At 69.3% G+C, this 22,472-nt stretch carries 28 protein-coding genes and 3 pseudogenes; 14 read left to right on the top strand and 17 right to left on the bottom strand.

The window, feature by feature from the left end; all coding sequences use genetic code 11:
* The first annotated feature begins 10 nt into the window (after positions 1 to 10).
* Positions 11 to 382 (top strand): cupin domain-containing protein, encoded by a 372-nt coding sequence (locus PXH83_RS30115; RefSeq protein WP_274564631.1) that lies wholly within the window; start codon positions 11 to 13, stop codon positions 380 to 382.
* A 232-nt stretch (positions 383 to 614) separates the two neighbouring features.
* Here PXH83_RS30115 and PXH83_RS30105 read toward each other — a convergent pair whose 3' ends face one another.
* Positions 615 to 1,022, bottom strand: coding sequence for a hypothetical protein (locus PXH83_RS30105; protein WP_274564629.1), 408 nt, complete (start codon positions 1,020 to 1,022; stop codon positions 615 to 617).
* Positions 1,023 to 1,249: 227 nt separating this feature from the next.
* On the opposite strand from PXH83_RS30105, the gene PXH83_RS30100 reads away from it, so the two are divergent.
* From PXH83_RS30100 to PXH83_RS30090, 3 genes are all read left to right on the top strand, one after another.
* Complete coding sequence (locus tag PXH83_RS30100; RefSeq protein ID WP_274564628.1) at positions 1,250 to 2,197, top strand: SGNH/GDSL hydrolase family protein; 948 nt, start codon at positions 1,250 to 1,252, stop codon at positions 2,195 to 2,197.
* 141 nt (positions 2,198 to 2,338) lie between these two features.
* Positions 2,339 to 2,638 carry a hypothetical protein gene (locus tag PXH83_RS30095; protein ID WP_274564627.1) on the top strand — a complete coding sequence of 100 codons (300 nt, stop codon included), beginning with the start codon at positions 2,339 to 2,341 and terminating at the stop codon, positions 2,636 to 2,638.
* A complete protein-coding gene (locus tag PXH83_RS30090; RefSeq protein ID WP_274564626.1) occupies positions 2,635 to 3,228 on the top strand; it encodes a dihydrofolate reductase family protein in 594 nt (197 codons plus the stop codon). Before PXH83_RS30095 ends, PXH83_RS30090 begins: the two co-directional genes overlap by 4 nt.
* Here PXH83_RS30090 and PXH83_RS30085 read toward each other — a convergent pair.
* The 7 genes and pseudogenes from PXH83_RS30085 to PXH83_RS30055 all read right to left on the bottom strand — a co-directional run bounded on the left by PXH83_RS30085 (position 3,219) and on the right by PXH83_RS30055 (position 6,754).
* A complete protein-coding gene (locus tag PXH83_RS30085; protein ID WP_274564625.1) occupies positions 3,219 to 3,797 on the bottom strand; it encodes a type 1 glutamine amidotransferase domain-containing protein in 579 nt (192 codons plus the stop codon). The two genes, PXH83_RS30090 and PXH83_RS30085, sit on opposite strands and share 10 nt — an antisense overlap.
* A 189-nt stretch (positions 3,798 to 3,986) precedes the next feature.
* Complete coding sequence (locus tag PXH83_RS30080; protein ID WP_274564624.1) at positions 3,987 to 4,436, bottom strand: DUF6098 family protein; 450 nt, start codon at positions 4,434 to 4,436, stop codon at positions 3,987 to 3,989.
* A 37-nt stretch (positions 4,437 to 4,473) separates the two neighbouring features.
* Positions 4,474 to 5,499 (bottom strand): YihY/virulence factor BrkB family protein, encoded by a 1,026-nt coding sequence (locus PXH83_RS30075; RefSeq protein WP_274564622.1) that lies wholly within the window; start codon positions 5,497 to 5,499, stop codon positions 4,474 to 4,476.
* Between the two features lie 35 nt (positions 5,500 to 5,534).
* Complete coding sequence (locus tag PXH83_RS30070) at positions 5,535 to 5,801, bottom strand: DUF4235 domain-containing protein (RefSeq protein WP_274564620.1); 267 nt, start codon at positions 5,799 to 5,801, stop codon at positions 5,535 to 5,537.
* 78 nt (positions 5,802 to 5,879) lie between these two features.
* Positions 5,880 to 6,086: pseudogene (locus PXH83_RS30065) on the bottom strand (phosphatase PAP2 family protein); the annotation flags it as partial.
* A 33-nt stretch (positions 6,087 to 6,119) separates the two neighbouring features.
* Positions 6,120 to 6,404 (bottom strand): hypothetical protein, encoded by a 285-nt coding sequence (locus PXH83_RS30060; protein ID WP_274564618.1) that lies wholly within the window; start codon positions 6,402 to 6,404, stop codon positions 6,120 to 6,122.
* A 185-nt stretch (positions 6,405 to 6,589) separates the two neighbouring features.
* On the bottom strand, positions 6,590 to 6,754 hold the full coding sequence (locus PXH83_RS30055) for a hypothetical protein (RefSeq protein ID WP_214921793.1): 165 nt from the start codon (positions 6,752 to 6,754) through the stop codon (positions 6,590 to 6,592).
* A 571-nt stretch (positions 6,755 to 7,325) separates the two neighbouring features.
* Between PXH83_RS30055 and PXH83_RS30050 the strand changes: the two genes are divergently transcribed.
* From PXH83_RS30050 to PXH83_RS30020, 7 genes and pseudogenes are all read left to right on the top strand, one after another.
* Positions 7,326 to 8,324, top strand: a complete 999-nt coding sequence (locus PXH83_RS30050; RefSeq protein WP_274564616.1) for a winged helix-turn-helix domain-containing protein — start codon at positions 7,326 to 7,328, stop codon at positions 8,322 to 8,324.
* A 182-nt stretch (positions 8,325 to 8,506) separates the two neighbouring features.
* Positions 8,507 to 8,916 (top strand): annotated as a pseudogene (locus PXH83_RS30045) (SHOCT domain-containing protein).
* Positions 8,917 to 8,970: 54 nt separating this feature from the next.
* Positions 8,971 to 9,319 (top strand): annotated as a pseudogene (locus PXH83_RS30040) (DUF7144 family membrane protein).
* 101 nt (positions 9,320 to 9,420) lie between these two features.
* On the top strand, positions 9,421 to 9,609 hold the full coding sequence (locus PXH83_RS30035; protein WP_274564614.1) for a DUF2795 domain-containing protein: 189 nt from the start codon (positions 9,421 to 9,423) through the stop codon (positions 9,607 to 9,609).
* A gap of 450 nt (positions 9,610 to 10,059) precedes the next feature.
* Positions 10,060 to 10,674 carry a hypothetical protein gene (locus PXH83_RS30030; RefSeq protein ID WP_274564612.1) on the top strand — a complete coding sequence of 205 codons (615 nt, stop codon included), beginning with the start codon at positions 10,060 to 10,062 and terminating at the stop codon, positions 10,672 to 10,674.
* A gap of 170 nt (positions 10,675 to 10,844) precedes the next feature.
* Positions 10,845 to 11,558, top strand: coding sequence for an aquaporin (locus PXH83_RS30025; RefSeq protein WP_274564611.1), 714 nt, complete (start codon positions 10,845 to 10,847; stop codon positions 11,556 to 11,558).
* Between the two features lie 79 nt (positions 11,559 to 11,637).
* Complete coding sequence (locus PXH83_RS30020; RefSeq protein ID WP_274564610.1) at positions 11,638 to 12,480, top strand: SDR family NAD(P)-dependent oxidoreductase; 843 nt, start codon at positions 11,638 to 11,640, stop codon at positions 12,478 to 12,480.
* A 20-nt stretch (positions 12,481 to 12,500) separates the two neighbouring features.
* Here the strand turns inward: PXH83_RS30020 and PXH83_RS30015 are convergent, their stop codons facing one another.
* Both PXH83_RS30015 and PXH83_RS30010 read right to left on the bottom strand, forming a co-directional pair.
* Positions 12,501 to 13,154 carry a DUF6629 family protein gene (locus PXH83_RS30015; protein WP_274564609.1) on the bottom strand — a complete coding sequence of 218 codons (654 nt, stop codon included), beginning with the start codon at positions 13,152 to 13,154 and terminating at the stop codon, positions 12,501 to 12,503.
* 108 nt (positions 13,155 to 13,262) lie between these two features.
* Positions 13,263 to 14,003, bottom strand: a complete 741-nt coding sequence (locus PXH83_RS30010; protein ID WP_274564607.1) for an SDR family NAD(P)-dependent oxidoreductase — start codon at positions 14,001 to 14,003, stop codon at positions 13,263 to 13,265.
* A gap of 197 nt (positions 14,004 to 14,200) precedes the next feature.
* On the opposite strand from PXH83_RS30010, the gene PXH83_RS30005 reads away from it, so the two are divergent.
* Both PXH83_RS30005 and PXH83_RS30000 read left to right on the top strand, forming a co-directional pair.
* Positions 14,201 to 14,935, top strand: a complete 735-nt coding sequence (locus PXH83_RS30005; RefSeq protein WP_274564605.1) for a GvpL/GvpF family gas vesicle protein — start codon at positions 14,201 to 14,203, stop codon at positions 14,933 to 14,935.
* Positions 14,910 to 15,383, top strand: a complete 474-nt coding sequence (locus tag PXH83_RS30000) for a phosphatase domain-containing protein (protein ID WP_274564603.1) — start codon at positions 14,910 to 14,912, stop codon at positions 15,381 to 15,383. The genes PXH83_RS30005 and PXH83_RS30000 overlap by 26 nt, the downstream gene beginning before the upstream one ends.
* On the opposite strand, the gene PXH83_RS29995 is transcribed toward PXH83_RS30000, so the two are convergent.
* The 7 genes from PXH83_RS29995 to PXH83_RS29965 form a co-directional block, all read right to left on the bottom strand.
* Complete coding sequence (locus PXH83_RS29995) at positions 15,359 to 16,273, bottom strand: DUF6397 family protein (protein ID WP_274564602.1); 915 nt, start codon at positions 16,271 to 16,273, stop codon at positions 15,359 to 15,361. The genes PXH83_RS30000 and PXH83_RS29995 overlap by 25 nt on opposite strands.
* A gap of 108 nt (positions 16,274 to 16,381) precedes the next feature.
* Entirely contained in the window at positions 16,382 to 16,780 is a 399-nt protein-coding gene (locus PXH83_RS29990; RefSeq protein ID WP_274564600.1) for a roadblock/LC7 domain-containing protein, read from the bottom strand.
* A gap of 85 nt (positions 16,781 to 16,865) precedes the next feature.
* Positions 16,866 to 17,471: a GTP-binding protein gene (locus PXH83_RS29985; RefSeq protein WP_274564599.1), complete on the bottom strand. Its 606-nt coding sequence runs from the start codon at positions 17,469 to 17,471 to the stop codon at positions 16,866 to 16,868.
* Positions 17,452 to 17,868, bottom strand: a complete 417-nt coding sequence (locus PXH83_RS29980) for a DUF742 domain-containing protein (RefSeq protein ID WP_274564598.1) — start codon at positions 17,866 to 17,868, stop codon at positions 17,452 to 17,454. The genes PXH83_RS29985 and PXH83_RS29980 overlap by 20 nt, the downstream gene beginning before the upstream one ends.
* 27 nt (positions 17,869 to 17,895) lie before the next feature.
* The gene (locus PXH83_RS29975; RefSeq protein WP_274564596.1) at positions 17,896 to 18,339 is read right to left on the bottom strand and encodes a roadblock/LC7 domain-containing protein; all 444 of its coding nucleotides are present in this window, start codon (positions 18,337 to 18,339) and stop codon (positions 17,896 to 17,898) included.
* Positions 18,336 to 20,840 carry a sensor histidine kinase gene (locus tag PXH83_RS29970; RefSeq protein ID WP_274564595.1) on the bottom strand — a complete coding sequence of 835 codons (2,505 nt, stop codon included), beginning with the start codon at positions 20,838 to 20,840 and terminating at the stop codon, positions 18,336 to 18,338. The genes PXH83_RS29975 and PXH83_RS29970 overlap by 4 nt, the downstream gene beginning before the upstream one ends.
* 62 nt (positions 20,841 to 20,902) lie before the next feature.
* Positions 20,903 to 21,676 (bottom strand): MHYT domain-containing protein, encoded by a 774-nt coding sequence (locus PXH83_RS29965; RefSeq protein WP_274564594.1) that lies wholly within the window; start codon positions 21,674 to 21,676, stop codon positions 20,903 to 20,905.
* Positions 21,677 to 21,827: 151 nt separating this feature from the next.
* On the opposite strand from PXH83_RS29965, the gene PXH83_RS29960 reads away from it, so the two are divergent.
* A complete protein-coding gene (locus tag PXH83_RS29960) occupies positions 21,828 to 22,427 on the top strand; it encodes a class I SAM-dependent methyltransferase (protein WP_274564593.1) in 600 nt (199 codons plus the stop codon).
* Positions 22,428 to 22,472: the final 45 nt, after the last annotated feature.

The following is a 22,472-nucleotide window of genomic DNA, read 5'->3' as shown; positions in this document are numbered from 1 at the left end:
GCGGATGATCATGGCCGGAATCGTGAGCAGGAACTTCGACTCCGCGGACGAGACCCGTCCGTTCAAGGAGGGCAAGGGCAGGCTCGATTTGATCACCACAGACCGCGGCCCGGTGGGCCGGGCGGTGTTCGAGCCGGGCTGGCAGTGGTCCAAGCACATCAAGCCCATCGCGGGAACCGACAGCTGCCAGGCCGCCCACACCGGTTACGTCGTGAGCGGCCGGATGAAGGTCACCATGGACGACGGGGAGACCGGAGAGTTCGGGCCGGGCGACTTCATGGACATCAAGCCGGGCCACGACGCCTGGGTGGTCGGCGACGAGCCGTGCGTGGCCCTGGACTGGGTCGGCTTCGGGGACTACGCCAAACCGGCAGGCACCTGAACCACGACTTCGCCGCCCGGTGAGTGCCGGCCGGGCACGTCCGCGACGAGCTGCCCGGCCGGGGCACGGCACGCCTACACGCTCTTTCGGTAAGGCGTGCGAACACGGCCACGTTGTCGGGGTAATACCGCTCCGACTTGTCGTAACGCCCGCCACATGTGATCAGGCGCAGACCCGCGTGGTCGACGCTTGGCGACGGTGCGTTGACGGAGAGCGTGTGGGTGTTGGCCGGTCAGGCGCTGCGGCTGGTGACCCCGTTGACCTGTGCGTCTCTGACGGGCTGCGCCGGAATGGACGCGCCCGGTGACGCCGTCTCGCTCAAGTGCCCCACGCTCGGGCGGGCCCGGTCCACGGCCGCGGTTCCGGTGATGGCCGTGGTCGTGGTCGTGGCGCTCAGGGTGGCCGGTTTGCTGCGGTCGTTGCTGCGGTCGGCAGGCGCATTGGCCATCGCGGTGGACCAGGTGCGGAGCCGGTGGCTGGCAGCCTCGTCGAGGCTGACGGGCGCCCCGCTCTGTACGGCCAGCCGGCTCGCCTCCCGGCCGAGCGCGGCCACGTCGTCCCAGCGGAGGTGCAGCACCACGGACAGTTCAGCACCGCCGTCCGGAAGCCCTTGCATCATCGGCTCGTCACGATTACTCATTGCCGCTCCTGTCGTTGACGCGGAGACCTTCGCCGCGCCTCGCTGGGGCGCGGATAGCCGGTAGTACGCAATGGGCGGACGTCGCGTTCAGAGCGAATTGCTGCGCGTGATCACTCAGGCGCTGCCGCCGACGTACAACGCTCCCGCATTTGTCGCGTACGCGTCTGGACGTCCGCGCCCCGCGGGGCCACTGTGGTGCCCCATCACCGCGCGGGAGGGAGACAACTGTGAGGCGCGGACGGATCCCGGTTTTCGTCGCACTGGCACTGGCACTGGCACTGGTCTGGGTGACCGGTTGCTCGGACGCCTCCGACTCCTCCGCCGCTCCCCCGCCTGCTCCTCCCGGTACGTCGACCGCCGCACGGCCGGTGGAGTCCGGGTCGGCCCCGCCCGCCGGGGCACCGTCGAAATCGCAGCAGCAGCCGCGTAAGAAGTCCCGCGTGGTGTACGTCGGGGACTCGCTCGCCATGGAGAACCAGCTGGTCCTGGCCGACCGGATCTCCGCCGACGGGCGCGCGACCGTACACCGTGCGCCGTACTCCGGTACGACGCTGTGCGACTACCGGGCGGACAGGCCGTACGACTCTCTCGTGCCGCCTCGCCACAAGGCGGCTGCTCTGGTCAAGTCCCAGCGCCCGCGGGTCGTCGTGCTCCAGTTCTGGGGCAACTCCTGGGCGTACACGCCGTGCATGGACTCGATCCCCCAGGGCGGCGGTTCGCGCTACTACACCCGGTACGCGGCCGACGCGAAGGCACTCACGGAGCAGATCGCGGCAGCGGCCCGCGAGGTTGGGATCCCACGGCCCAGGATCGTGTGGGTGCTGCAGGCGCCCGACGCCTTCTCGCCGGACCGGGTCCGGCGCGTCAACGGCATCTACCGGGCCCAGGCCGCCGCCTCCGGGGACATGGTGGCGGACGCCGGCCGGCAGGTGAGCCCGGCAGGTGACCGCTACACCTGGGCGCAGCGGCTGCCCTGCAACGACGACGAACGGGCCCGCGCACGCGACTGCAGCGGTGGGCTTGCCACGCTGCACCGTGGCGACGACCATCTGCACTTCTGCCTCGCCCCGACGACGAAGCGGCCGCGGCCCTGTCCGGTGCGTTCGCCGGGGATCGTGCGCTACTGCAAGGCGATCGCCACGGTCGTAGACGCGTATCTGCGCCGGTCGGCCTGACTTGGCCCAGAACCCTCGTCTGCCGTTCTCGGATGGCGCAGTAGCGCGGAATGCCCGTTCAATGTAACGAGGCGTGCGCCGCAGTGACGCACGGCAACCCTCGGTGGGTGCCACCGGCAGTTCGGCGAACGGAGCCGCGCCATGACAACCGACCCGGCCATGCGCAAGCATCGACCCCCGACCCTGGATGCCGCCGCACCCGACCTGCGGGCGCCGAGCGTCGGCACCGTCGGTGGCCCGGAATCCGCGGAGCCCGCGGCCCCCGCGACCTCTGCGGCTGTCGATCTGCCGTTCGACCCGCCGGTGTGGCCCCCGTCCACCCCCAAGCCGGTCTTCGGCGACCCGTTCGCGATCGGCGCGGTCCTCGCCGGTTCGGCCCTGTTGCACCGCGAGAAGCTGGACGACGCGACGCAAGCACCCGACGCGCAGGCCAGGCAATGAGGAACATCGTCCTGATGATGTCGGTGTCCCTTGACGGGTTCATCGAGGGGCCGGACCGTCAGATCGACTGGCACATGGTCGACGACGAACTGCACAGCCACTTCAACGACCAAGCCAGGTCGATGGGCGCCTTCCTGAACGGACGCGTCACCTACGAGCTCATGGCCGACTTCTGGCCGACCGCAGACTCCGACCCCTCAAGTACTGCGGCCATGGTCGAGTTTGCCGGTATCTGGCGGGACATGCCCAAGGTCGTGTTCTCCCGCACCCTGGAGCGGGCCGACTGGAACACGACCATCGCCCGGGACGTCGACGTCGAGGAGATCAGGGCGCTCAAGGCGCAGCCCGGCGGAGACATGGGGCTCGGCGGGGCCGACCTCGCTGCGGCGTTCATGGAGCGCGATCTGATCGACGAGTTCCGGATCTACGTACACCCGGTCCTGATCGGACGGGGCAAACCGCTGTTCCAGGGATCGGACTCCAAGATCAACCTCCGGCTCGTCGAGACCCGGACCTTCGGCAACGGGGTCGTCCTCCTCCATTACCGGCGTACCGAGTACCGGCGTACGGAGGCATCCGATCAGGGGTGATCTTCGCGGAACAGCGCGTCGATCTCCCGCAGGAAGTGGTCCATGTCCCTGGGCCTGCGCGAGGTGATGAGTACCCACCCGCCGGAGTCGTCGCTGACGACCGGCTTGTCCACCCAGTTGCCGCCGGCGTTGCTGATGTCCGTCTTGAGCGAGGCGTAGGAGGTCAGGGTCTTGCCCTCCAGCACCCCCGCCTCGACCAGTGCCCACGGCCCGTGGCAAATCGCCGCCACCGGGCGCCCCGAAGACTGGAACGAACGGACAATGCCGACCGCCTTGTCGTCCAGGCGCAGCCTGTCGGCGTTCTGCGTGCCGCCGGGTACGAGCAGCATGTCGTACGCGGAGGGCTCCGCCTCGGCCAGCGTGAGTGTGGGCTCGACGGTCTCGCCCCGCTTCTTGTCACCGATGAGGGTCTGGATCGGATCCGCCGAGACGGCCGCCACATCCACCTCGGCGCCGGCTTCCCTCAGGTGCTGTACGGGGACGACGAGTTCGTCGTGCTCGACGCCGTAGTTGGTCACGATCGCCAGGACACGGCGACCGGCCAGATCGTTGTCTTGGGCAGTTGTCATACGGCGTCTTCCCCAGGTCTGCTCGTCTCGGAGGGAGCCGCCCGGGGCTTCGCCACCCCGGGCCGACTCCCTCACACTTCCTACGTCCGGCCCGCAACGGCCGCCAACACGCCACGACGCCGTCGGCCCCGCGTCATCCGATTGCCCGGCCGTCTGCTGCCGATCAGGGGAACCGCCGGTGCTCCGGCGCTACGCCTTGCGCCGCAGAGGGCCCCAGACGCCCTCCTGACGGGCGACCTCCGCCTCTGCTTCTTCGATCACTCGCCGATCGATCCAGCCGACCGGTTCCACCTTCCTGACCAGCGGCTCGTTGTCGGGACCGCGGCCCGTCTCCTGACCGCGCAGCGCCCAGGGGCGCACTCCTGGGCCCTTGTCGCGGGGCAGGTGCGAGTAGTCGTACAACCGGCGGGCCACCCACACCCTCACCGGTCGGTCTCCCCACCACGGCTCGACCGCCAGGGCGTTCGCGGACAGGCCCGGCATCGCCACGCCCGTCAGGTCGTCCCTGCTCGACGCCGACTCCAAGTCGGCAGCGGGGCCGTGCGACCAGCGAACGTACAGATGCTCGTGACGCTCGACGAGCGCGGTCACGTCATCGAGGGTGTGCAGGACGGGCAGCTCGTCCGCGGTGCTGCTCATACCGGTCCTCGGGTCTTCGGGTCCTCGGGTCCTCGGGTCAGGGCTGGTCGAGTTTCCGGGTGTCGCGGGGCTCGACGTACGGCTCTTCCTCCGGCGGGTGACCGGCCTCGATGGCGCGGCCACGTTCGAGCTCGGCGTTGAACTCCAGGCCGAGCAGGATGGCGATGTTGGAGATCCACAGCCACACCAGGAAGATGATGACCGCCGCCAGGCTTCCGTAGGTCTTGTTGTAGCTGCTGAAGTTCGCCACGTACAGCGCGAAGAGGGCAGAGGCGGCGATCCAGATGAGCACCGCGAGGATGCTGCCGGGGGTGACCCAGCGGAAGGGGCGTTTGACGTTCGGCGCAGCCCAGTACAGCAGTGCGATCACAAAGCTGAACAGCAGGACCAGCACGGGCCACTTGACGTAGTTGAACACGGTGATGGCGGTGTCGCCCATGCCGAGGACCTCGCCCGTCTTCTGCGCCAGGTTGCCGGTGAAGACCACGCCGATCGCGATCGCGGCCAGCAGCACCACCACTACGAGCGTGATGCCGAACCGGGTGGGCAGTGTCTTCCACACCGGGCGGCCCTCGCCGATGTCGTAGACGGTGTTGGAGGCGCGCATGAACGCCGCGATGTAGCCGGAAGCCGACCACAGGGCGACGACGATGCCGATGATCAGAGCGGCACCCGCCTTGCCCTGGCCACTCTGCAGCTCGGTCAGCATGCTGTTGAGGATGTCGCGGACCGCCCCCGGCGCCAGGCTGCCCACATTGTCGATCAGCGGCTTGATCGACGAGGTGCCCAGCAGCCCCAGGATCGACACCAGCGCCAACAGGGCCGGGAAGATCGACAGCACGCCGTAGTACGTCAGGGCAGCCGCCAAGTCGGTGAGGTTGTCGCCCTTGAACTCCTTCGCGGTGCGTTTCAGAACGCCGGTCCAGGACTGCTTGGGCAGGTCCGTCGGCTTCTTGACCGGCTGCTGTGTCGTATGTGTTGTATCCGGCTCGTGTGTTGCACCCGGCTCGTGGCCGGCAGCTTCGTTGTTGTCCGGTGTGTTGTCCGGTGTGCGTCGCGCCATGATTCACCACTCTCCAGTGAGGCAGCGGGTGGGCGTCATCCGGGCCAGGTGCCCGTCACGCGCTCAGTGGCGGTCGCGCCTGCGCGATCGACGGCGGCCTTGACTGCGGCGAAAATCGCACCCTGGAGCGCCGCGGCGAGCAGGACTTCCTGCCAGTCGCGTTCCTTGTTGGTGGCGTCGGGGGCGTCCTCTTCGTGCCCGAGCTGCTTCCAGACCTGCTTGAACACGAGCCCGGCTATCACACCGCTGAGAGATCCCAGCGCCAGGCCGAGGGGCTTGTAAGCAATCTTCGATGCCTTCATTGCTGGCCTCCGCTTCGTGGCTGGTCGTTGCGCAGGTACCCGGGGCGGCGTGGCACATCCATGGCTGCCGCCGCCTTCTCACAGCAATCTGCGCAGCAGCAGGCGGGGGGCGTGACGTACGAGGGAGGCACATGCGAGGCCGATGACGGCCCCGGCGGCGACGTCGGTGGGGTAGTGCGCGCCGCTGTGGACCCGTTCGGTGGCCACCATCGCGGCCGCCACCGTGCAGGCCGCGCCCATCCAGGGCCGGGCACGGGCCACGGCGGCGGTGAAGCCGACGGCGGCAGCGGTGTGTCCCGGAAAGGGAAGGAGGAGCTGTCAGGCCGCTCGTGCGCGCCCTCGTGGGGGGATCAGCTGCTCCTTCGGCCTGCGCCGCTCGTACAGCTGCTTGCCCACCGCGTTGCAGGCCGGCTCGGACACGCCCATGCTCGCCAGCCCCGTGGCCGCCGCCTTCCGGCCCCTGTATCCGCCGGTCGCGGCCATCGCCACGGCCAGGCCCAGCCACAGCTTTGTGCGCTCGGCTGCGGACTCCATCGCCGGGAGCAACCGCCGGGTGAAGGCGGAATCCCGGCCGGCGATGCGGCGAGTCAGAGACCGGATCATGTTCTGGCAGATCAGGCGCGTCCGTCATGGATCCGCTCGCTGTATCCCGTCCGTAGCCGACTCGCACGCCGGGGCGGCAGGCCGGCACGTACTGCCTCGACTTCCATGGCACCCCGGGGGCCGGCGATTCGCATCCCGGACGCGGCGGCCGACGCGCGCGGTTCCGGCTCGGCCGGTGCCGACGCCTACCGCCGGTACGCCATCGACGCGCGCACGTCGCTGAAGTCGACCGCCAGCTCCACCTCCCGCAGAGTCTGCTCGGCCGCCTGGCGCACCTCGGCCGGGACGTCCCCGCGCTCCTCCACCAGACCGGCGTAGATCGGTGCGTCGGTCTTGTCTGTGAAACTCACGTCGAACTACCTATCGATCAGTTGCGTACGCTGACCGCCCGGCGGGCGGAAACGGGGGGAGTTTACGTGCTCTTCATCCGGCGCCGTGGCGCGCACCAGGTATTGGGCCGACTCCAGCCGGTCAAAGCACGCAAAGCGACAATCGCCGCCCCGGGGACTCGTCCTGGACGCGCAGATGCGAAGAACGCAGGGAGCAGGCAGCATCGAAGAGTGGACATGTCCCCCGGGACGTTGGCCCGGCACGTCCCGACGGAGCGGGAGAGGACAACTGGATCCAGACCGACCCGGCAAAGGGGCGGTTCGCGATTCTCCGTCTACAGCCCGGAACAGTCGTTCTTCGACCGCACCTGGCGCCTTTCGGAGGTCGAACCGGCCGACGCCCGCTGAGCTCTCCCCCACGGCGACGGCTCGCAGAACTCCCAGGATCGACCCATCGGTTCGGGCAGACGGTCCGGACCCACCTGGCGGTGGCCCCCATTCCTGATACTGATTCGCGGGCAACGGCACAGGGCGGCGCCGCCCGCGGCCAGGCCGACGTCCCGACAGACGGCTGCGGTTCCAGGGGCGTGGCGTGCGCCTGTCGCCGACCGGGGATCCGCTGCTGAGCGTCAAGTTCTCGGTGCCGCCCGTGCCCCGTATCTCCGTGCGCAGGCAGCGGCTCCTGGACCGACTCACCGCTGGTACGGCCGGGCCGCTCACCCTGATCACCGGCCCGGCGGACGCCGGGAAGACCACGCTGGCCGCCTCCTGGGTACGCACGGGAACGGCCCCCGGCCCGGTGATCTGGCTGACGCTCGAAGCCGACGACAATGCCCCGGGCGTGTTCTGGGCGTATGTGTTCGAGGCCTTCCACCACCAGCGTCTGGTGCTGCCGGGTGGTGACGTCGGTTCGCCCAGCCGCCCCGACAGCGCAGACCGTTCCTTGCTCGCCCGGTTCGCCCACGCACTGGAGCACCTGCCCGAGCCGGTCGTTCTCGTACTCGACGGACTCGACATGGTCTCCAGCCGTGAGGTCGCATCGAGCCTGGCACGCCTGCTCGACCACGCGGGCCCTCAACTGTGCCTGGTACTGATCAGCAGGGTCGATCCGCTGCTGCGCCGCCACGGCCTGACCGCGACGGCGGAGACCGTCGGCATGCTCACCGGCCGCACCGAGGGATGGGCCGCCGGTCTGCGGCTGTGTGCCCTGGCCGTGCAGCAGTCGGACGACCCGGGCGGCCTCGCCCAGTCGTTCGCCGCTTCCCAGCGGGCCGTCGCCGACCATCTGCTCACCGAGGTCCTCGATGCGCAGACGCCCGCCGCGCGCGACTTGCTCCCGCGCACCAGCATCTTGAGCCAGGTGCACCCGGCTCTCGCCGACGCGCTGACCGGGCGCGAAGACGCCGAGCGCATCCTGACCGGTCTCACCCGCGCCGACCTCTTCGTCGAACCCGTCGCGGACACTTCGTGGTGCCGGTTCCACCCGCTGTTCGCCGCGGTGCTCCGCACCCATCTGCGCAGTCACAGCCCCGCTCTCGAACAGCGCCTGCACCGGCGGGCGGCACGCTGGCTGGCCTGCGCGATCAGCTGACCGATGCCCTGGCGCATGCGGCCGCGGCCGCGGCGGCGGTCTGGCAGTACGCAGCAGCGCTGGCTGTCGAGCACCTGATGATCGGCCGTCTGGCAGTCGGTCCCGAGACGGACCGACTGCAACGGCTCGCGTGGCGCGCACGCTCAAGACGTACATGGGCTGCCCGGAGTAGGGAGAACACGATGGACGGTTACGTGAACCTGGCGTACGACTACCCCCTTCTAGGAGCTTTCTGGACCGTCATGTGGATCTTTATCTGGATCACGTGGTGGTGCTCCTTTTCCGCGTCTTCACCGACGTCTTCCGTGACGACGATCTGAGCGGATGGGTAAAGGCGGGATGGGCACTGTTCGTGATCGTCCTGCCCTTCCTCGGCGTCTTCATCTATTTCCTGGCACGCGGCGACGGCATGGGCAAGCGCCAGATTCAGCACGCCAGACACCAGTTGGACAAAGTCGACGCGTACGTCCGGCAGGCCGTCGGTGAAGGCGGGGGCAGCGTGGACGAGCTCGCGAAACTGTCCGAACTCAAGGCCCAGGGCGACATTTCCGCTGAGGCATTTCAGCGCGCCAAGGAGAAGATACTGCGCTGAAATCGCATTACGTCAATGGACGAGCGACAGGCACTCCAGGGAATCGAGACAACCATGACACAGGCAACCCCCCGCCGGTCCGACGGCTCCGAAACCGCGGTCGGCGGCCTGGTGTTGTTCGCGGCCGTCATGCTGGTCATCGTCGGCGTCCTCGACCTCTTCCGCGGCATCATGGCCATTGCCGAGGATGATGTCTTCGTCGCCACCCCGAACTACGTCTTCGAGTTCGACCTGACCAGTTGGGGATAGATCCAGCTGGTCCTGGGAGTCCTCGCTATCGCCGTCGGCCTCGATCCCGTACTACCCGGTGTGGTCGATCGTGCTGATCGCCCTGTACGCGTTCATCATCTGGGCGCTCTGCGTCGTCCGGAAGGACAACACCCTCGTCGGATCGGGCTACTGACACCTGTACGGCTCGGACGAGGATGTTACCGATTTACTCCATCACGGTGACAGCGCCGACGCCCGGTATCACACAGAAAAGATCGGGGCACACATCGGTCCATGAAGGTGAACCCCATCGAAATGCAGAAGTCCCTCGGCGGCGTCAACTACCCCGCCTCGAAGCAGCAAATCCTCGACCAGGCGAAAAACAACAAGGCAAGTGAAGAGGTCAAGAAAGCGCTGGACGCCCTGCCGGAGAAGGAATACGACTCTCCGGCGGCCATCAACAAGGAAGTCGGCAAGTCCTGAGTCCTCAACCACAGCCTGAACATGACCGGATACCCCGTGGCAACAGCTGTCACGGGGTACCGATATTTGCCATGGCCAGGGTCCGCCGGCCACGAGCTGTCCCTGTGGTGCGGGAGCTCGGCGAGCAGTTCATCGGCGACTCTGCAGGCATCGACCGGCAGTGATTCGTAAAGGGCCGTCCATTCCGGATCGGTGGCGCCTTCCGCGCGAGCAACTGACGCAACCCCTCCTGCGTACGAGCGACCTCGCCGACCGCTTGGCACAGGCGGGCGCAGGCATCCCCCCTTTCGTCGGCCCAGCCGCGGGCGGTCACCCGGACGCCCCGGCCGCCTTGCCTTCCAGCCCTCCCAGCCATCGCATGGAGTGCAGGACGCGAGCCCACCCGGGGGCTCGCCCACGCCGCCGGAGCGGCATCGCAGCCGCGCCGTCGGAATTGCAGGAAAGGGCGCTATGTACGTTCGCACCATTTACGCAACAGGTGATCCGGCCGAACTCGACGGCGCAGTCGAGGCACTCAGCACCGAGGGCCGCAGGCTGTTGTCGGAACAGCCGGGCTATCGCGGCATGGGCCTGTTCGTCGACCGCGAACTCGGCAAGCTCGTGGCGGGAACATGGTGGGAGGACGAAAAGGCGGAGCAGGCCAGTGACGATCGCCTGCGCGAGCGGCGGGCCGAGTTGCTGGCGCCGTTCGCGCGGACTGTGGCGGTCGACACATGGGAGGCGGCAGTCGCCCGGCGTCCGGCGGCGCTCGGCTCCGGTGCCTGGTTCCGGCTGCTCCGGCTGGAGTTCGAGCCGTCCGACGCGGATCTGCTGGTGGACACCTTCGAGAAGACCGGGCTGCCCAAGCTTGAGACGATCCGCGGTTTCGAGGGCGCGTCGCTGCTCATCGACCGCGCGAAGGGCCGAGCCACCGTCGGTGCCCTCTGGACCGATCACAACACGCTCGCGGCGTCCAGGGCCGCCGTCGCGGGCATTCGGGGCGAGGCCACCGCGAAGGCGCGTGTGATCACGCGGAGCCTCGAAGAATTCGAGGTGGTCTTCGTGGCCCCTGTCTCACCTGCCTGACGGGGCGGAGGGGGCGGTCAGTCGCTGCCGCCGATCGCAAACTGCCCCTCCCCTCTCTCCCCATTCCAGTCTCCCCATTCCAGTTCCAGGGCCCTCCCCCCGGGCTACAGCATTTCCAAGATACGGAATATATTTTCCGATACGTCGTAGCCCGGGGGAGGAACTACACCATGTGCACCGAAAACGCACTACCGCGCCGAGCGGCCGCCGAATTGGTAGGAACCGCGGCGCTGGTGACCGTAGTCATCGGTTCCGGCATCCAGGCCGCCGGGCTCAGCCAGGACGACGGAGTCCGGCTCCTCGCCAACGCACTGGCCTCGGCGATCGGGCTCGGCCTGCTCATCGCCCTCTTCAGCCCGGTCTCCGGGGCTCACCTGAACCCCGTCATCACACTCTTCATGTGGTGGTCGCGACGGCGCGGCAACGACGGGCTCAGCCGACGCGAGGTCGCCCTCTACATCACCGCGCAGTTCACCGGAGCCGTCACGGGCGCGCTCCTCGCCGAAGCCATGTTCGGCCGGATGCCCGGCGTCTGGTCCACCCAGATCCGGTCGGCCGGCCATCTGCTCATCGGCGAAACAGTCGCCACAGCCGGGCTGGTCCTCCTGGTCCACGGTCTGGACCGCATAGGCCGCGCGAAGCTCACCCCCGTCGCAGTCGCCGCATACATCGGGGCAGCGATCTGGTTCACCTCGTCCGGATCGTTCGCCAACCCCGCAGCGACGGTCGGCCGGTCGCTCACCGATTCCTTCACCGGCATCGCTCCCGCGTCACTACCCGGCTTCATCACCGCCCAACTCCTCGGTGGCCTCCTCGGCACGGGCCTGGCGGCCATCCTCTACGGGCCACTTCCAAAACCCTGGACGGCTGAAAGCGCCGGCTGACCGCCGCGAGGGCGGGAACACATCCGCACCGCTCTTTATGATCAGTCGGACTACAGGCGACCGGGGAGGCTGAACGACCATGGCTGATGGGCAAGTTGTCATCGTTACTGGTGGGGGTACGGGCATTGGTGCTGCCACTGCCCGGCTGTTGCGCGCCGCCGGGCATCGAGTGGTTGTGTCCGGGCGTCGGCCCGAGCCGTTGAATCGGCTCGCAGAAGAGATCGGCGTCCTGGCCCATCCGTCCGACATCGGTGACCCGGAGTCTGTCGTCGCTCTCGTGGACGCGACACTGGCCGCGTACGGCCGCCTGGACGGGCTCGTACTCAACGCGGGCACCGGGCGCAGTGGCGCCGTGGGCGACTTGTCGGTCGAGGACTGGGACGTCGTCATGCGCACCAACCTCACCGGCCCCTTCCACCTCCTGCGCAGCGCGCTCCCGCACCTGCTGAAGGCGCGCGGATCCGTCGTCGCGGTCGCCTCGGTGTCCGCGCTGCGCAACGGGGTGGGCAACGCCGCGTATGCCACGTCCAAGGCTGCCCTCCTTCAGCTCTGCCGGTCCCTGGCCGTCGACTACGGACGGCACGGGCTGCGCGCCAACACCGTGTGCCCCAGCTGGGTGCGCACCGAGATGGCCGACCGGCGGATGGCGCGCTTCGCGCAGGAGGCGGGGCTCGGGGAAGGCGAGATCGATGCGGCGTACGAGGAAGCGACCCGGCTGCTTCCCGCGCGGCGCCCCGGCGAACCGCGGGAGGTCGCCGAGGCGATCGCCTGGCTGCTCTCGCCCGCGGCGTCCTTCGTGAACGGTGCGGTGCTGACCGTGGACGGCGGGGTGACGGCACTCGACCCCGGGACTGCCGCGTTCGACTTCCGCATCGAGCCCCGCGACGACGAGCCCCGTACGGCTGGTGGCAGTCGCGGCTGAGCCCCTGCGGTGACCGCTCGTCAATCTCCGGCGGCCGTCGTTCGTTGGAGCGGGTACGACGCCGCAGGGCGTCTGCGTGCCCAGCCGAGGAGCACGACCGAGCACACGGCAGCAAAGGCGCACCAGGTCGAAATGAACTCCAGTCGCCACAGCGCCGCGCAGATTGCCGCCCCGACGGTGACAAGGACTCCGAGCAGCCGCAATCGGCTGTCGCCGGCCAGGAGCAGCGCGCCGACGGTGGCGACGAGGTAGCCGGCAACGAGCATCTCGGGATGCGGCAGATCGAGTACGTAGCCGAGGGTGTGGCCACGGATTTCGGCCGTCACGGGACGGGTGGCGAGGCAGTACGCCAGAGCTACGGCGGTCGCGGCTCCGGCTGCGACGGGGACCGTCAGTCGGCGCCGCCGCGCGGGTGTCGGCGCGGCGCACAGCACACCCAGCGGCACCCACAACGCCAGCAGCGGAAGGGCGATGACGGCCCAGGCGACCGTGGCGGGTCCTGTACCGCCGCCCGAGCGCCAGACCACGGACTCGATGATCTGATGCACCCCAAGGAGGAGCGGCAGCGCGGCGAGCGGCAGATCACGAGCCCGGTGCGGGCGCGCGACACACGCCACCCCGACCGCGGCGATACCGATACCCGCCACGAGATCGGCGGTCGCACTCCAGCACATTGGCGTCACCCGGACCACAGCGTCACGTGAATCGGTCGTTACCGTGCGCAACGCTACGGCGCTCCTCGCCGAGGCCCCTGGGGACACTCGGCTCCGGCCGAATTCATTTCACCGCCCGCCGGAGACCCTCAAGACCGTCCCGGTGGTGTACGAGGCGTCGGGTGACAGCAGCCATGCGACGGCCGCTGCGATCTCGTCCGGCTCGCCGGGTCGCCCGAGCAGGATCTGCGCGGCCGCTTTCGCCGGGCGGTCGGGGTCCCCCATTGCGGCATGCATCTCGGTGTTGATGACGCCGGGGGCAACCGCGTTGACCCTGATGCCGTCCGCGCCAAGTTCCTTGGCCAGTCCGACGGTCATGGCGTCGGTGGCCGCCTTCGTCGCGGCGTAGTGCACGTACTCGCCGGGACTGCCGAGCGTGGCCGCTGCGGAGGAGATGTTGACGATGGCGCCGGAGCCGAACGCCGCCATGTCCCGCGCGGCGCGTCGGCAACACATCAGGTAGCCCAGGAGGTTCACCTCAACCACCCGGCGCAGGTCCTCTGTGCGGGCATCGGTGAGTCTGCCGAGGGGGCCGGTCACTCCGGCGTTGTTCACCAGGCCCGTGACGTGCCCGAGTTCCGCCACGGCGGTGTCGAACAGCCGCTCCACATCAGCCTCGTCGGACGTGTCCACCCGCACCGTGACACAGCGCGCCCCCGCCGCACGCACCGCGTCGGCAGCCTCCTCCGCCGCCGCACTGTTGCTGACGTACCCCAGGACCAGATCGTGCCCGTCGGCTGCCAACCGGAGGCACGTTGCTGCGCCGATGCCTCGACTGCCGCCTGTGACAATGGTGACCGGGCGTGACATGGGTGCCTCCTGCGATCGCTGGTACATACACGGTTCAACAGCAAGCCGTACCTCACCGCCCGCCGGCCACGGCCAGCGGCCCTTCAAATTCACATATGCGACATATGGCTCATAATTAGCCCTATCCGGCTGTCTCGGCGCCGCACCTCGCTTACGAGGTGACTGGTCCGAGGGCTGGACAAGGACGAGGAGGAGTCATGACCGAGTCCTGTGTCACCTGGCTCTATGCCGTCGCGTTCGACGTCGGCCAGGACAATCACCTCGCCACCGAAGTCACCGGAGTGACGGGGGTTGCCGGTGAGACGGTGCATGTCGTCAAGGAAACCTGTCTGGCCGGCTTCGTCGGTTCGGTGCCGGCCAAGGACTTCGGAGAACAGGAGCTGCACCACCACCTCCAGGACCGCGGCCGGCTGGAAGAGGCCGCCCGGGCCCATCACGAAGTGATCTGCACGGTGGGTCTCCAGAGAAACATCGTTCCTTTCCACTTCGCGACGATCTACCAGGACGACGACCGCGTGCGCTCTCTCCTCGCTGAGCGGCGGACGGACTTCGTGTCGGCGCTGGACCGGGCGGCGGGACGGAGGGAATGGGGTGTGAAGGCTTACGCCGCCCCGCGAGTGCCCGAGCACCATGCCGCGCGGGCCGCCCGCGCGGGCGACGGTGCGGACCGCGCGGAGCAGATCCACGACGCACTCCGCGATTTCGCGGTGGAGACGGCGCAGCTTCCCCCCGAGGATGCCCGCCCGGCCGGATACAAAGGCTCCGTGATCCTGAACAGCTCCTATCTCGTGCCGGACATCCGCGCAGAGGAGTTCACCGCCGAGGTGGATGCACTCCGCGAGCGCTTCCCCGATGTGCGGATGGAACTCGCCGGCCCGTGGCCCGCGTATTCCTTCACCGCCCGCGATGTCTCGCCAGTTCTCCTATGGTGAGCGCGTGAATGACGTGGATGAGACGACCTGGAGCCCCACTGACGTCAGCGTCCTTCGGCTTCCCTCCGGGCGCCTGGTCCGAGGCCGGGCGCTTCGCCGGCCCCTTCCCGCCGGGCAGGTGCCCGCATACGCCGTCTATCTGCTCGGCAAGCAGCCCCCCGAAGTCCCGTGGGAAACACGGTGGTTGCGCTGGCCGGACTTCTGGCTGCCCAGCAGTCGTACGCAGGCCCGAGCCGTCCTCGGGGATGCCTGGAACCGGGCGGGCACCGAACGCGTAGAAGTTGCCTGCGGTGGTGGCCGTGGGCGGACCGGTACCGCCCTGGCCTGTCTCGCCGTCCTCGACGGCGTGCCCGCCGACAAGGCAGTGGACTTCGTACGCCGGAACTACGATGCCCACGCCGTCGAAACGCCCTGGCAACGGCGCTACGTCCGGCACTTCGCCGTCTGATCGCGAGCAGTCCGCCGCGCTCGCAGCCAGGCGCGCAATCCCCGCGACGTTTCAGGGCTGGGCGGCGGCACTGGACGGCCGGCGCCCGGTCGGGGAGCCGACCGGTGTTCTCGGGCCTCGTCCAGCAGCAGGGCCAGGCTCACCCGCTGCCAGAGAATCTCGTCCGGGTCGTCGGCCAGCGACAGCCGGGCCATGGCCTCCCGCGCGGCGGTCGACTCGCCCTGGCCGCCCACGAGTCCGGGCCGGAGCTTGTTGAGGTACGCACGCTCATAGGGGTCGTCGACGACCTCCGCGAGCTGTACGGGGTCGAGCACGGAGCTCGTGATCGCCGCCTGTTCCCAGGGATCGGCGGTCTGACGCGTCAGGTGGCCGAGGCGCCGGGCCCGCCAGTTGCGGGGTCGCCGGTCCTCCCCCGCAGCGAGCATGGTGCGCATGGCCTGCGGCGACCGTCCGGTGAGCAGACCCGGCTCGCGGTCGGCGAACTCCCGGAGTTCTTCGGCGAGATAGAGCCAGACCACCGCCCGATAGCGGTTCAGATAGAACCTCACCGGAGTGATGTACCCGGTGCGGGCGAGCCGGCCGAAGCGGTCCGGGCTGATCTCCATGAGCTGGGCGCCCTCTGTGGTGCCGACCGTCCGGATCCGCTCACGCAAAGTGTCCGAAGCACCGTTCGTCGACCGCAGCCGGTCCATCTCTTCACGCGTGACGCGACGGTGAGTGCCGCCCGGATCCGAAGTGGTGTGGATATGCCCCAGCAGGACACCGAGGTCGAACTCGCTCCGCTTCAGGCCGAGTTCCTCGGCCGCCCGGGCCGTGGTCAGCGGCTTCGCGGCCTGCGCGGCTGCGATACGGGCGGTGCGGGTGGCGCGGTGTGCTTCCTGAACTGCCATGATCGTCTCCCCGTGAGGTCCGAATACTCTCGGTGACGACCGTAGCCCGAATCGCGAGCTGCCCGCCCGGCCTGTGGATAACTCCCAGGCCGGGCGAGTACGCGCAGGTCAGCGCAGGTCGGGGCCTCGTGCGGCGACACCGAGGTGCTCGCCGACCCGGTTCACGAGCAGTGTCATCTCGTACGCCACCTGCCCGATGTCCGCTTCCGCCGCGCTCAGCACGCAGAGGCAGGAGCCGTCGCCCGCGGCCGTGACGAACAGGACTCCCTCGTCGAATTCGACCATCGTCTGGCGGACTTTGCCCGCCGCGAAGTGGCGTCCCGATCCCTTGGCGAGGCTGTGCAGCCCCGACGACACGGCAGCCAGGTGCTCGGCGTCCTCCCTGGCCAGCCCTGTGCTTGCCCCCGTCACCAGGCCGTCGTTGGACAGCACCAGTGCGTGCCGTACGTACTCGACCCGGCTTGTCAGGTCGTCCAGCAGCCAGTCGAGTCCCTTGTCCAGCGCCATATTGCGGCCTCCCCGTTCATCTGTTCCCCGTGGCCCTGATCGAACGCCAGCCTTCCCCACGGGCGCCGTCGCGGCAAGGGCAGGGCTATCCGACCGTGTCGAGCAGCCTTGCGGTGTGCATTCGGCCGGCGTACTCGACCAGGCGTACCAGCACCTCTTTCCCCGAATCCCGGTCGCGTGCGTCGCACAGCACGACCGGTGTGCCCCGGTCCAGGTCCAGGGCGCGTGACACTTCGTGCGCGCCATAAGTCCGGGTGCCGGGGAAGCAGTTGACCGCGATGACGAAGGGGATGCGGCGGTGCTCGAAGTAGTCCACGGCGGGGAAGCAGTCCTCCAAGCGGCGGGTGTCGGCGAGGACGACGGCGCCCAGTGCGCCTTGGGACAGCTCGTCCCACAGGAACCAGAAGCGGTCCTGCCCCGGCGTACCGAAGAGGTACAGCGACAACCCGGACCTGATGGTGATGCGTCCGAAGTCCATGGCGACGGTCGTGGTGGTCTTCTGGTCAACACCCCCTGTGTCGTCCACCGTCTGGCCCGCCTCACTGAGCTGTTCCTCGGTGCGCAGCGGCCGGATCTCACTCACCGCGCCGACGAGGGTCGTCTTGCCGACCCCGAAGCCGCCGGCGACGAGAATCTTCAGTGCGAGGGCGGCCGTCTCATCGGCCTTGTCGTCAGAGCGCTCGGAGCCCATCGATCACTTCTTCCAGGATTTTCTCATCGGGCAGCTGGGCGGGAGGTACGGGCCGGCTGACCGTGACGTAGCCGGATTCGAACAGGTCACCGAGGAGTACGCGGACCACACCGACCGGCAGGTCGGCGTCCGCCGAGAGTTCCGCGACGGACTGGGTCTCCGTGCGGCACAGTGCGAGCAGTGCGCGGTGTTCGGGGCCGAGCAGCGATTCCTCGGCGCTGCCCGGCGCGTCGTCTGCGATGTCGACGAGCGCAATGAGGTCGAACCGCACCCCACTCGGGCCCGGAGTGGTCCGGCCGCCCGTCATGGCGTACGGGCGTACCAACGGGCCCGCGTCGGCGTCGTACCAGTGGCTGCCCTCGTGGTCGGTGTAGCCGGTGCCCCTGTCGTCGGTCATGTGCGGTGCCGCCTTTTCTGCGTACGGTCAGCCCGCGGCCGGCGGCCGTGCGGCGAGGCGTGGCGGTGTGTACAGGTGCTCGCCCACGCGTTTGACGAGCCGGGCCATCTCGTAGGCGATCAGGCCGATGTCCGCGGTGGCAGCGCTCAGGACGGCGAGGCAGGAGCCGTCGCCGGCCGCGGCGACGAACAGGAATCCGTCGTCCATCTCCACCAGTGTCTGGCGCACTTCTCCGGCGTGGAAGTGGCGTCCCGCGCCCTTGGCGAGGCTGTGGAAGCCGGAGGCGACGGCGGCCAGGTGTTCGGCGTCCTCGCGGTTCAGTGCGCTCGATGCGCCGACGGCCAGACCGTCGTTCGACAGCACGACGGCGTGCCGTACTTCGCCCACCCTGGTCACCAGGTCGTCCAGCAGCCAGTCGAGTTCGCCGGAATGGCCGGTAGTGCCGGTTCCGGCCCTCTCGTGCTCGATCATGCGTGGTCTCCTTCGCTGCCGCGGGTCCATCCGCTGCGGTATGCCGTCATGCGGTCCCTGGCCTGTTCCGGGGTGCGTTCTTGTGCGTTTTCGCCGGAAGGGGGGCGTGGTGAGGGGGGCTCGGGCGGGGGTGCTTCGCGCAGTTGTGGCACGAGGCTGGCCTGGCGGACCCTGCGCGGGAGTCCGTCCTCACCGTTCCGCGTTCCGTGCGGGTCCGTGTCGCCTGATTCCGCCCGTTCAGTGGGGCGGCTCTTGTGCAGGCGCAGCGAGGTGACTCCGGCGGTTTCCTCCGGTCGCGGGTCCGGTCGCGGGTCCGGTCGCGGGTCCGGTCGCGGCTGCCGGTGCGGCTGTGCCGCCAGGACGGGGCGTGGTGCGGGGGCGGGGGCAGGGAGTGCGGTGCCGTTCGTACGGGCGGGGCCCGGGTCGGGAGCGGGAGTTCGCCCGGCTTTGGTGACCGCGCTCTGCAGCAGCGGAATCGGCAGCAGTACAACGGCCGTTGTGCCGCCGTACGGCGAGGTGCGCAGATGCACCTTGATGCCGTGCCGGGAGGCGAGCCTGCTGACTACGAAGAGCCCGAGCCGGTCGCTGTCGAAGAGGTCGAGCGCTTCGGACTGCTCGATCCTGCGGTTGGCTTCGGCCAGGGACTCCTTGCCCATACCGAGTCCACGGTCCTCGATCTCCAGGGCGTAGCCGTTGCCGACTGGTTCGCCGCTCACGCGCACCTTGGTGTGCGGTGGGGAGAACTGGGCGGCGTTCTCGACCAGTTCGGCGAGGAGGTGGGTGAGGTCCGCGACGGCGGCGCCCACGACGGCGGCCTCGGGCAGGTTCCGTACCTCTACGCGTGCGTAGTCCTCAATCTCGGACACGGCGGCGCGTACGACGTTGGTCAGCGGTACGGGCATGCGCCAGGCGCGGCCGGGGGCCGCTCCGGACAGGATGATCAGGCTTTCCGCGTGCCTGCGCATCCGGGTGGTGAGGTGGTCGAGGCGGAAGAGGTCGCCGAGTTCGCCCGGGTCGTCGGCGCGGCGCTCCATGGTGTCGAGCAGGTTGAGCTGACGATGGACGAGGACCTGGCTCCTGCGGGCGAGGTTGACGAAGATTCCGGATACGCCGTTGGCCAGTTCGGCGCGTTCCACGGCCGCGCCGACGGCGGCCCGGTGCACGGTCGCGAGGGCTTCTCCGACCTGGCCGATCTCGTCGTCTGCGGGCGGCCCTGGCGGCGCTTCCGCGTTGAGGTCGATTTCCTCTCCGGCGCGGAGCCTATGCATGGCATGGGGCAGTTTGCGCCGGGCGATTTCGAGGGCGTCGTTGCGCAGGCTGACGAGTTCGACGACGAGTCCCCGGCCGATGCGTACGGAGATGACGAGGGAGGCGGCCACGGCGCCGAGGCCCAGGAGCACCGCCGCACCGGACGGCGTGAGCACGCCCTGGGCGAGCGGGTCGGTGCGGCCGGCCGCGTTCCCGCCGGTGCCCGCCCCGATCGCGCGCACGCCGCGCTGTACGGCGGTGTGGGCCGTCTCCCAGGTGGCCTCCGGTACGGCCTGGGCGGCCTTCCGTCCCGGCGGAGCTGCGATCACCTTGTCCTCGGCCGCGAGTACGTCGTCGTACGCGCCCTTCTTGCTGAGCGCGCGCCACGCTTCGTGCTCGATGTCCGGCAGGTCGTCGGCGGCGGCTTCTGTCAGGTGCCTGCGCGTCTCCGCGGCTCCGGCGAACTGCCGCTGCCGCTCGGCGTCGAAGCTGCGGGTGAGCTGTGCGGAGGAGAGCAGCGCGTCCTCGCGCGCCAGCATCTCGCCCGCCCGGGCGAATTCGAGCAGTACGCGCGCGTCGGAGCCGAGCCGGGCGTCCTGGATGCCGGTGAGGGCACCGGCCACGCCGAAGGCCTCCTGGATGGTCCGGGTGTACTGGTCGTACGTCTTGTCCCAGGCGGCACTGCGGTCGAGGATTCCGGTGCGCCGGGTCCGCAGATTCTGCGTACCGGATACGAAGGTGTCGAGTCTGCTGACCACTGTGTCCGGCAGCTCTGCGCCTGCTGCAACGGTGTGGCGCTCGTCGAGCCGGAGACCGTCCACTGCCTTGTCGGTGCGTTTCGCCTGCTCCTCGAATGCGTCAGCACGGTCGCCCTTGGGAGACGCCAAGTAGCGTACGGCCGCCCGGCGTTCGGCCTGGAGTTCGGCGACGGCCGTGGCGACAGGCGTACGGACCTGCTCGTCGACGCGTTGCAGTTGCCGCTGGCGTGCCACGTCCTGGGCGGTGGTGACGGTGGCGAAGGCCCAGAGCGCGAGCAGTGAGACTACTGGCACCATCAGCAGCGAGACGATCTTCGCCCGTACGGTCCTCGGCCGCAGCCGCCACCGCCCGGGTTCGGATACAGGGGTGCCCGCCTGCGCCTCCTGCCCGAGGATTTCATCGGCGGGCGGACCGGCATGCGCCCGCCGTCCGCGCGTCGGAGGCGCGGACTCGGGTGGTATGTCGGCGCCCGGGGTCCTGCAGGGTGTGCGCATGGCCTCCTCGTTCCGGGTTACGGGTCGTACTGCCTGGGCGGTTCAGTGCGGCGTGGCGGCGGCTAAGGGGCGGCAGTTTCGGTCAGCCGTTCAGCAGAGGCGTATGCCGCGCGCTCGCGCGCTGTGGGTGAGAGGGCGACGAAGGCGGCCGTGAGGAAGAGGTAGGACCCCAGGCCCACGGCGAGGGGGAAGATGAACTGCATCGCCGCGGCCCCGGGGAGTTCGCTTCCGGAGGGACTGATCCGCACGCTCACCGCTGCCATCCCGGTGTAGTGCATGCTGCTGACCGCCGCACCCATGACGAGTGAGGCGACGGCGACCGCGACCGGCGATTTGATGTTCAGCGCCGCCCAGAGGGCGGCGGTCGCGGCAACAACGGCAATGGCGACGGACAGTGCGACGAGCAGCGGGTCGTAGACGACGTCGCCGTGCAGGCGCAGCGCCGCCATGCCGAGGTAATGCATGCTCGCCACTCCCACGCCTGTCGTGAAGCCACCGAGCAGCAGCGCCCTGCGACGGTCGCGGCCGTAGCCGACGGCGAACACACCCGCTCCGACGACGAGCATCGCGACGAGCAGGCTGAGGATGGTCAGCGGCACGTTGTAGCGGATCTCGGTGCCGGTGACGCCGAAGCCGAGCATCGCGACGAAGTGCATGGTCCAGATGCCGGTGCCGAGGGCGGATGCGGCGGTGATCAGCCAGTTGCGGCGGGAGCGCCCGCCCGCGGCCAGTGCTCGTACGGTGCAGCGCAGGGCGAGGGCGGCACCGATGGCGGCCATCACGTACGACAGCACGGGTGTCAGCCAGCCGGAGGTGGCGTGGTCCAGGTGTCCCATGGCTCAGGGACGCTAGCCCTGAAGGGGGCGCACACTGGGGGCGCGTTTCGAAAGCTGCCGGAATATGACAGAGATGCGTTTACGAACGACCGAGCAGCGCTCGAACATGTGCACCGCACGTGCGCCGGAGTCTCTGCGGGATCATGTCCGTATGGCCGACGACCACACGCATGTCCAGGAATTCTTCACCGCCCGTGCCGCCGACTGGGACACCCGTTTCCCGGACGACGGACCGGCCTGCGCCGCCGCGGTCGCGGCGCTCGGCCTGCGGCCCGGCGACGCCGTGCTCGACGCCGGATGCGGCACCGGACGCGCCCTGCCGTACCTGCGCGACGCAGTGGGCCCCGGTGGTGCGGTGCTCGGCGCCGATCTGACGCCCGCAATGCTCGAAGCGGCGGTGCACGCCGGTCGTCATCGCGGGGCGCAGCTGCTGATCGCCGATGTGACCCGGCTGCCGGTCGCGGACGGGGCGCTGGACGCCGTCTTCGCGGCCGGGCTGATCGCGCATCTCCCCCGGCCGGGGGAGAACCTTCGTGAGCTGGCCAGGGCCGTGAGGCCCGGCGGCCTGCTGGCGCTGTTCCACCCCATCGGCCGGGCCGCCCTCGCAGCCCGGCAGGGGCGGCAGATCACCCCGGAGGACCTCCGCGCCGAGCCCAACCTGCGTCCGTTGCTGGCCGGTTCCGGGTGGCGGATGACGTCGTACACGGACGAGAGTGACAGGTTCCTGGTCCTGGCCGTACGTGGGGACTGATTAGGCTTGGGGACCGATGGCGAGGACTGATACGTCAGGACCGAC

This window comes from Streptomyces spiramyceticus, assembly GCF_028807635.1.
Classification (GTDB): Bacteria; Actinomycetota; Actinomycetes; order Streptomycetales; family Streptomycetaceae; genus Streptomyces; species Streptomyces spiramyceticus.
This window is presented reverse-complemented; position numbering and strand designations above follow the sequence as displayed.

Coding starts and splice junctions, on each gene's coding strand:
- PXH83_RS30115 (WP_274564631.1), top strand. CDS start 11: ATGGCCGGAATCGTGAGCAGGAACTTCGACTCCGCGGACGAGACCCGT.
- PXH83_RS30105 (WP_274564629.1), bottom strand. CDS start 1,022: ATGAGTAATCGTGACGAGCCGATGATGCAAGGGCTTCCGGACGGCGGT.
- PXH83_RS30095 (WP_274564627.1), top strand. CDS start 2,339: ATGACAACCGACCCGGCCATGCGCAAGCATCGACCCCCGACCCTGGAT.
- PXH83_RS30090 (WP_274564626.1), top strand. CDS start 2,635: ATGAGGAACATCGTCCTGATGATGTCGGTGTCCCTTGACGGGTTCATC.
- PXH83_RS30085 (WP_274564625.1), bottom strand. CDS start 3,797: ATGACAACTGCCCAAGACAACGATCTGGCCGGTCGCCGTGTCCTGGCG.
- PXH83_RS30080 (WP_274564624.1), bottom strand. CDS start 4,436: ATGAGCAGCACCGCGGACGAGCTGCCCGTCCTGCACACCCTCGATGAC.
- PXH83_RS30075 (WP_274564622.1), bottom strand. CDS start 5,499: ATGGCGCGACGCACACCGGACAACACACCGGACAACAACGAAGCTGCC.
- PXH83_RS30070 (WP_274564620.1), bottom strand. CDS start 5,801: ATGAAGGCATCGAAGATTGCTTACAAGCCCCTCGGCCTGGCGCTGGGA.
- PXH83_RS30060 (WP_274564618.1), bottom strand. CDS start 6,404: ATGATCCGGTCTCTGACTCGCCGCATCGCCGGCCGGGATTCCGCCTTC.
- PXH83_RS30035 (WP_274564614.1), top strand. CDS start 9,421: ATGAAGGTGAACCCCATCGAAATGCAGAAGTCCCTCGGCGGCGTCAAC.
- PXH83_RS30030 (WP_274564612.1), top strand. CDS start 10,060: ATGTACGTTCGCACCATTTACGCAACAGGTGATCCGGCCGAACTCGAC.
- PXH83_RS30025 (WP_274564611.1), top strand. CDS start 10,845: ATGTGCACCGAAAACGCACTACCGCGCCGAGCGGCCGCCGAATTGGTA.
- PXH83_RS30020 (WP_274564610.1), top strand. CDS start 11,638: ATGGCTGATGGGCAAGTTGTCATCGTTACTGGTGGGGGTACGGGCATT.
- PXH83_RS30015 (WP_274564609.1), bottom strand. CDS start 13,154: ATGTGCTGGAGTGCGACCGCCGATCTCGTGGCGGGTATCGGTATCGCC.
- PXH83_RS30010 (WP_274564607.1), bottom strand. CDS start 14,003: ATGTCACGCCCGGTCACCATTGTCACAGGCGGCAGTCGAGGCATCGGC.
- PXH83_RS30005 (WP_274564605.1), top strand. CDS start 14,201: ATGACCGAGTCCTGTGTCACCTGGCTCTATGCCGTCGCGTTCGACGTC.
- PXH83_RS30000 (WP_274564603.1), top strand. CDS start 14,910: ATGTCTCGCCAGTTCTCCTATGGTGAGCGCGTGAATGACGTGGATGAG.
- PXH83_RS29995 (WP_274564602.1), bottom strand. CDS start 16,273: ATGGCAGTTCAGGAAGCACACCGCGCCACCCGCACCGCCCGTATCGCA.
- PXH83_RS29990 (WP_274564600.1), bottom strand. CDS start 16,780: ATGGCGCTGGACAAGGGACTCGACTGGCTGCTGGACGACCTGACAAGC.
- PXH83_RS29985 (WP_274564599.1), bottom strand. CDS start 17,471: ATGGGCTCCGAGCGCTCTGACGACAAGGCCGATGAGACGGCCGCCCTC.
- PXH83_RS29980 (WP_274564598.1), bottom strand. CDS start 17,868: ATGACCGACGACAGGGGCACCGGCTACACCGACCACGAGGGCAGCCAC.
- PXH83_RS29975 (WP_274564596.1), bottom strand. CDS start 18,339: ATGATCGAGCACGAGAGGGCCGGAACCGGCACTACCGGCCATTCCGGC.
- PXH83_RS29970 (WP_274564595.1), bottom strand. CDS start 20,840: ATGCGCACACCCTGCAGGACCCCGGGCGCCGACATACCACCCGAGTCC.
- PXH83_RS29965 (WP_274564594.1), bottom strand. CDS start 21,676: ATGGGACACCTGGACCACGCCACCTCCGGCTGGCTGACACCCGTGCTG.
- PXH83_RS29960 (WP_274564593.1), top strand. CDS start 21,828: ATGGCCGACGACCACACGCATGTCCAGGAATTCTTCACCGCCCGTGCC.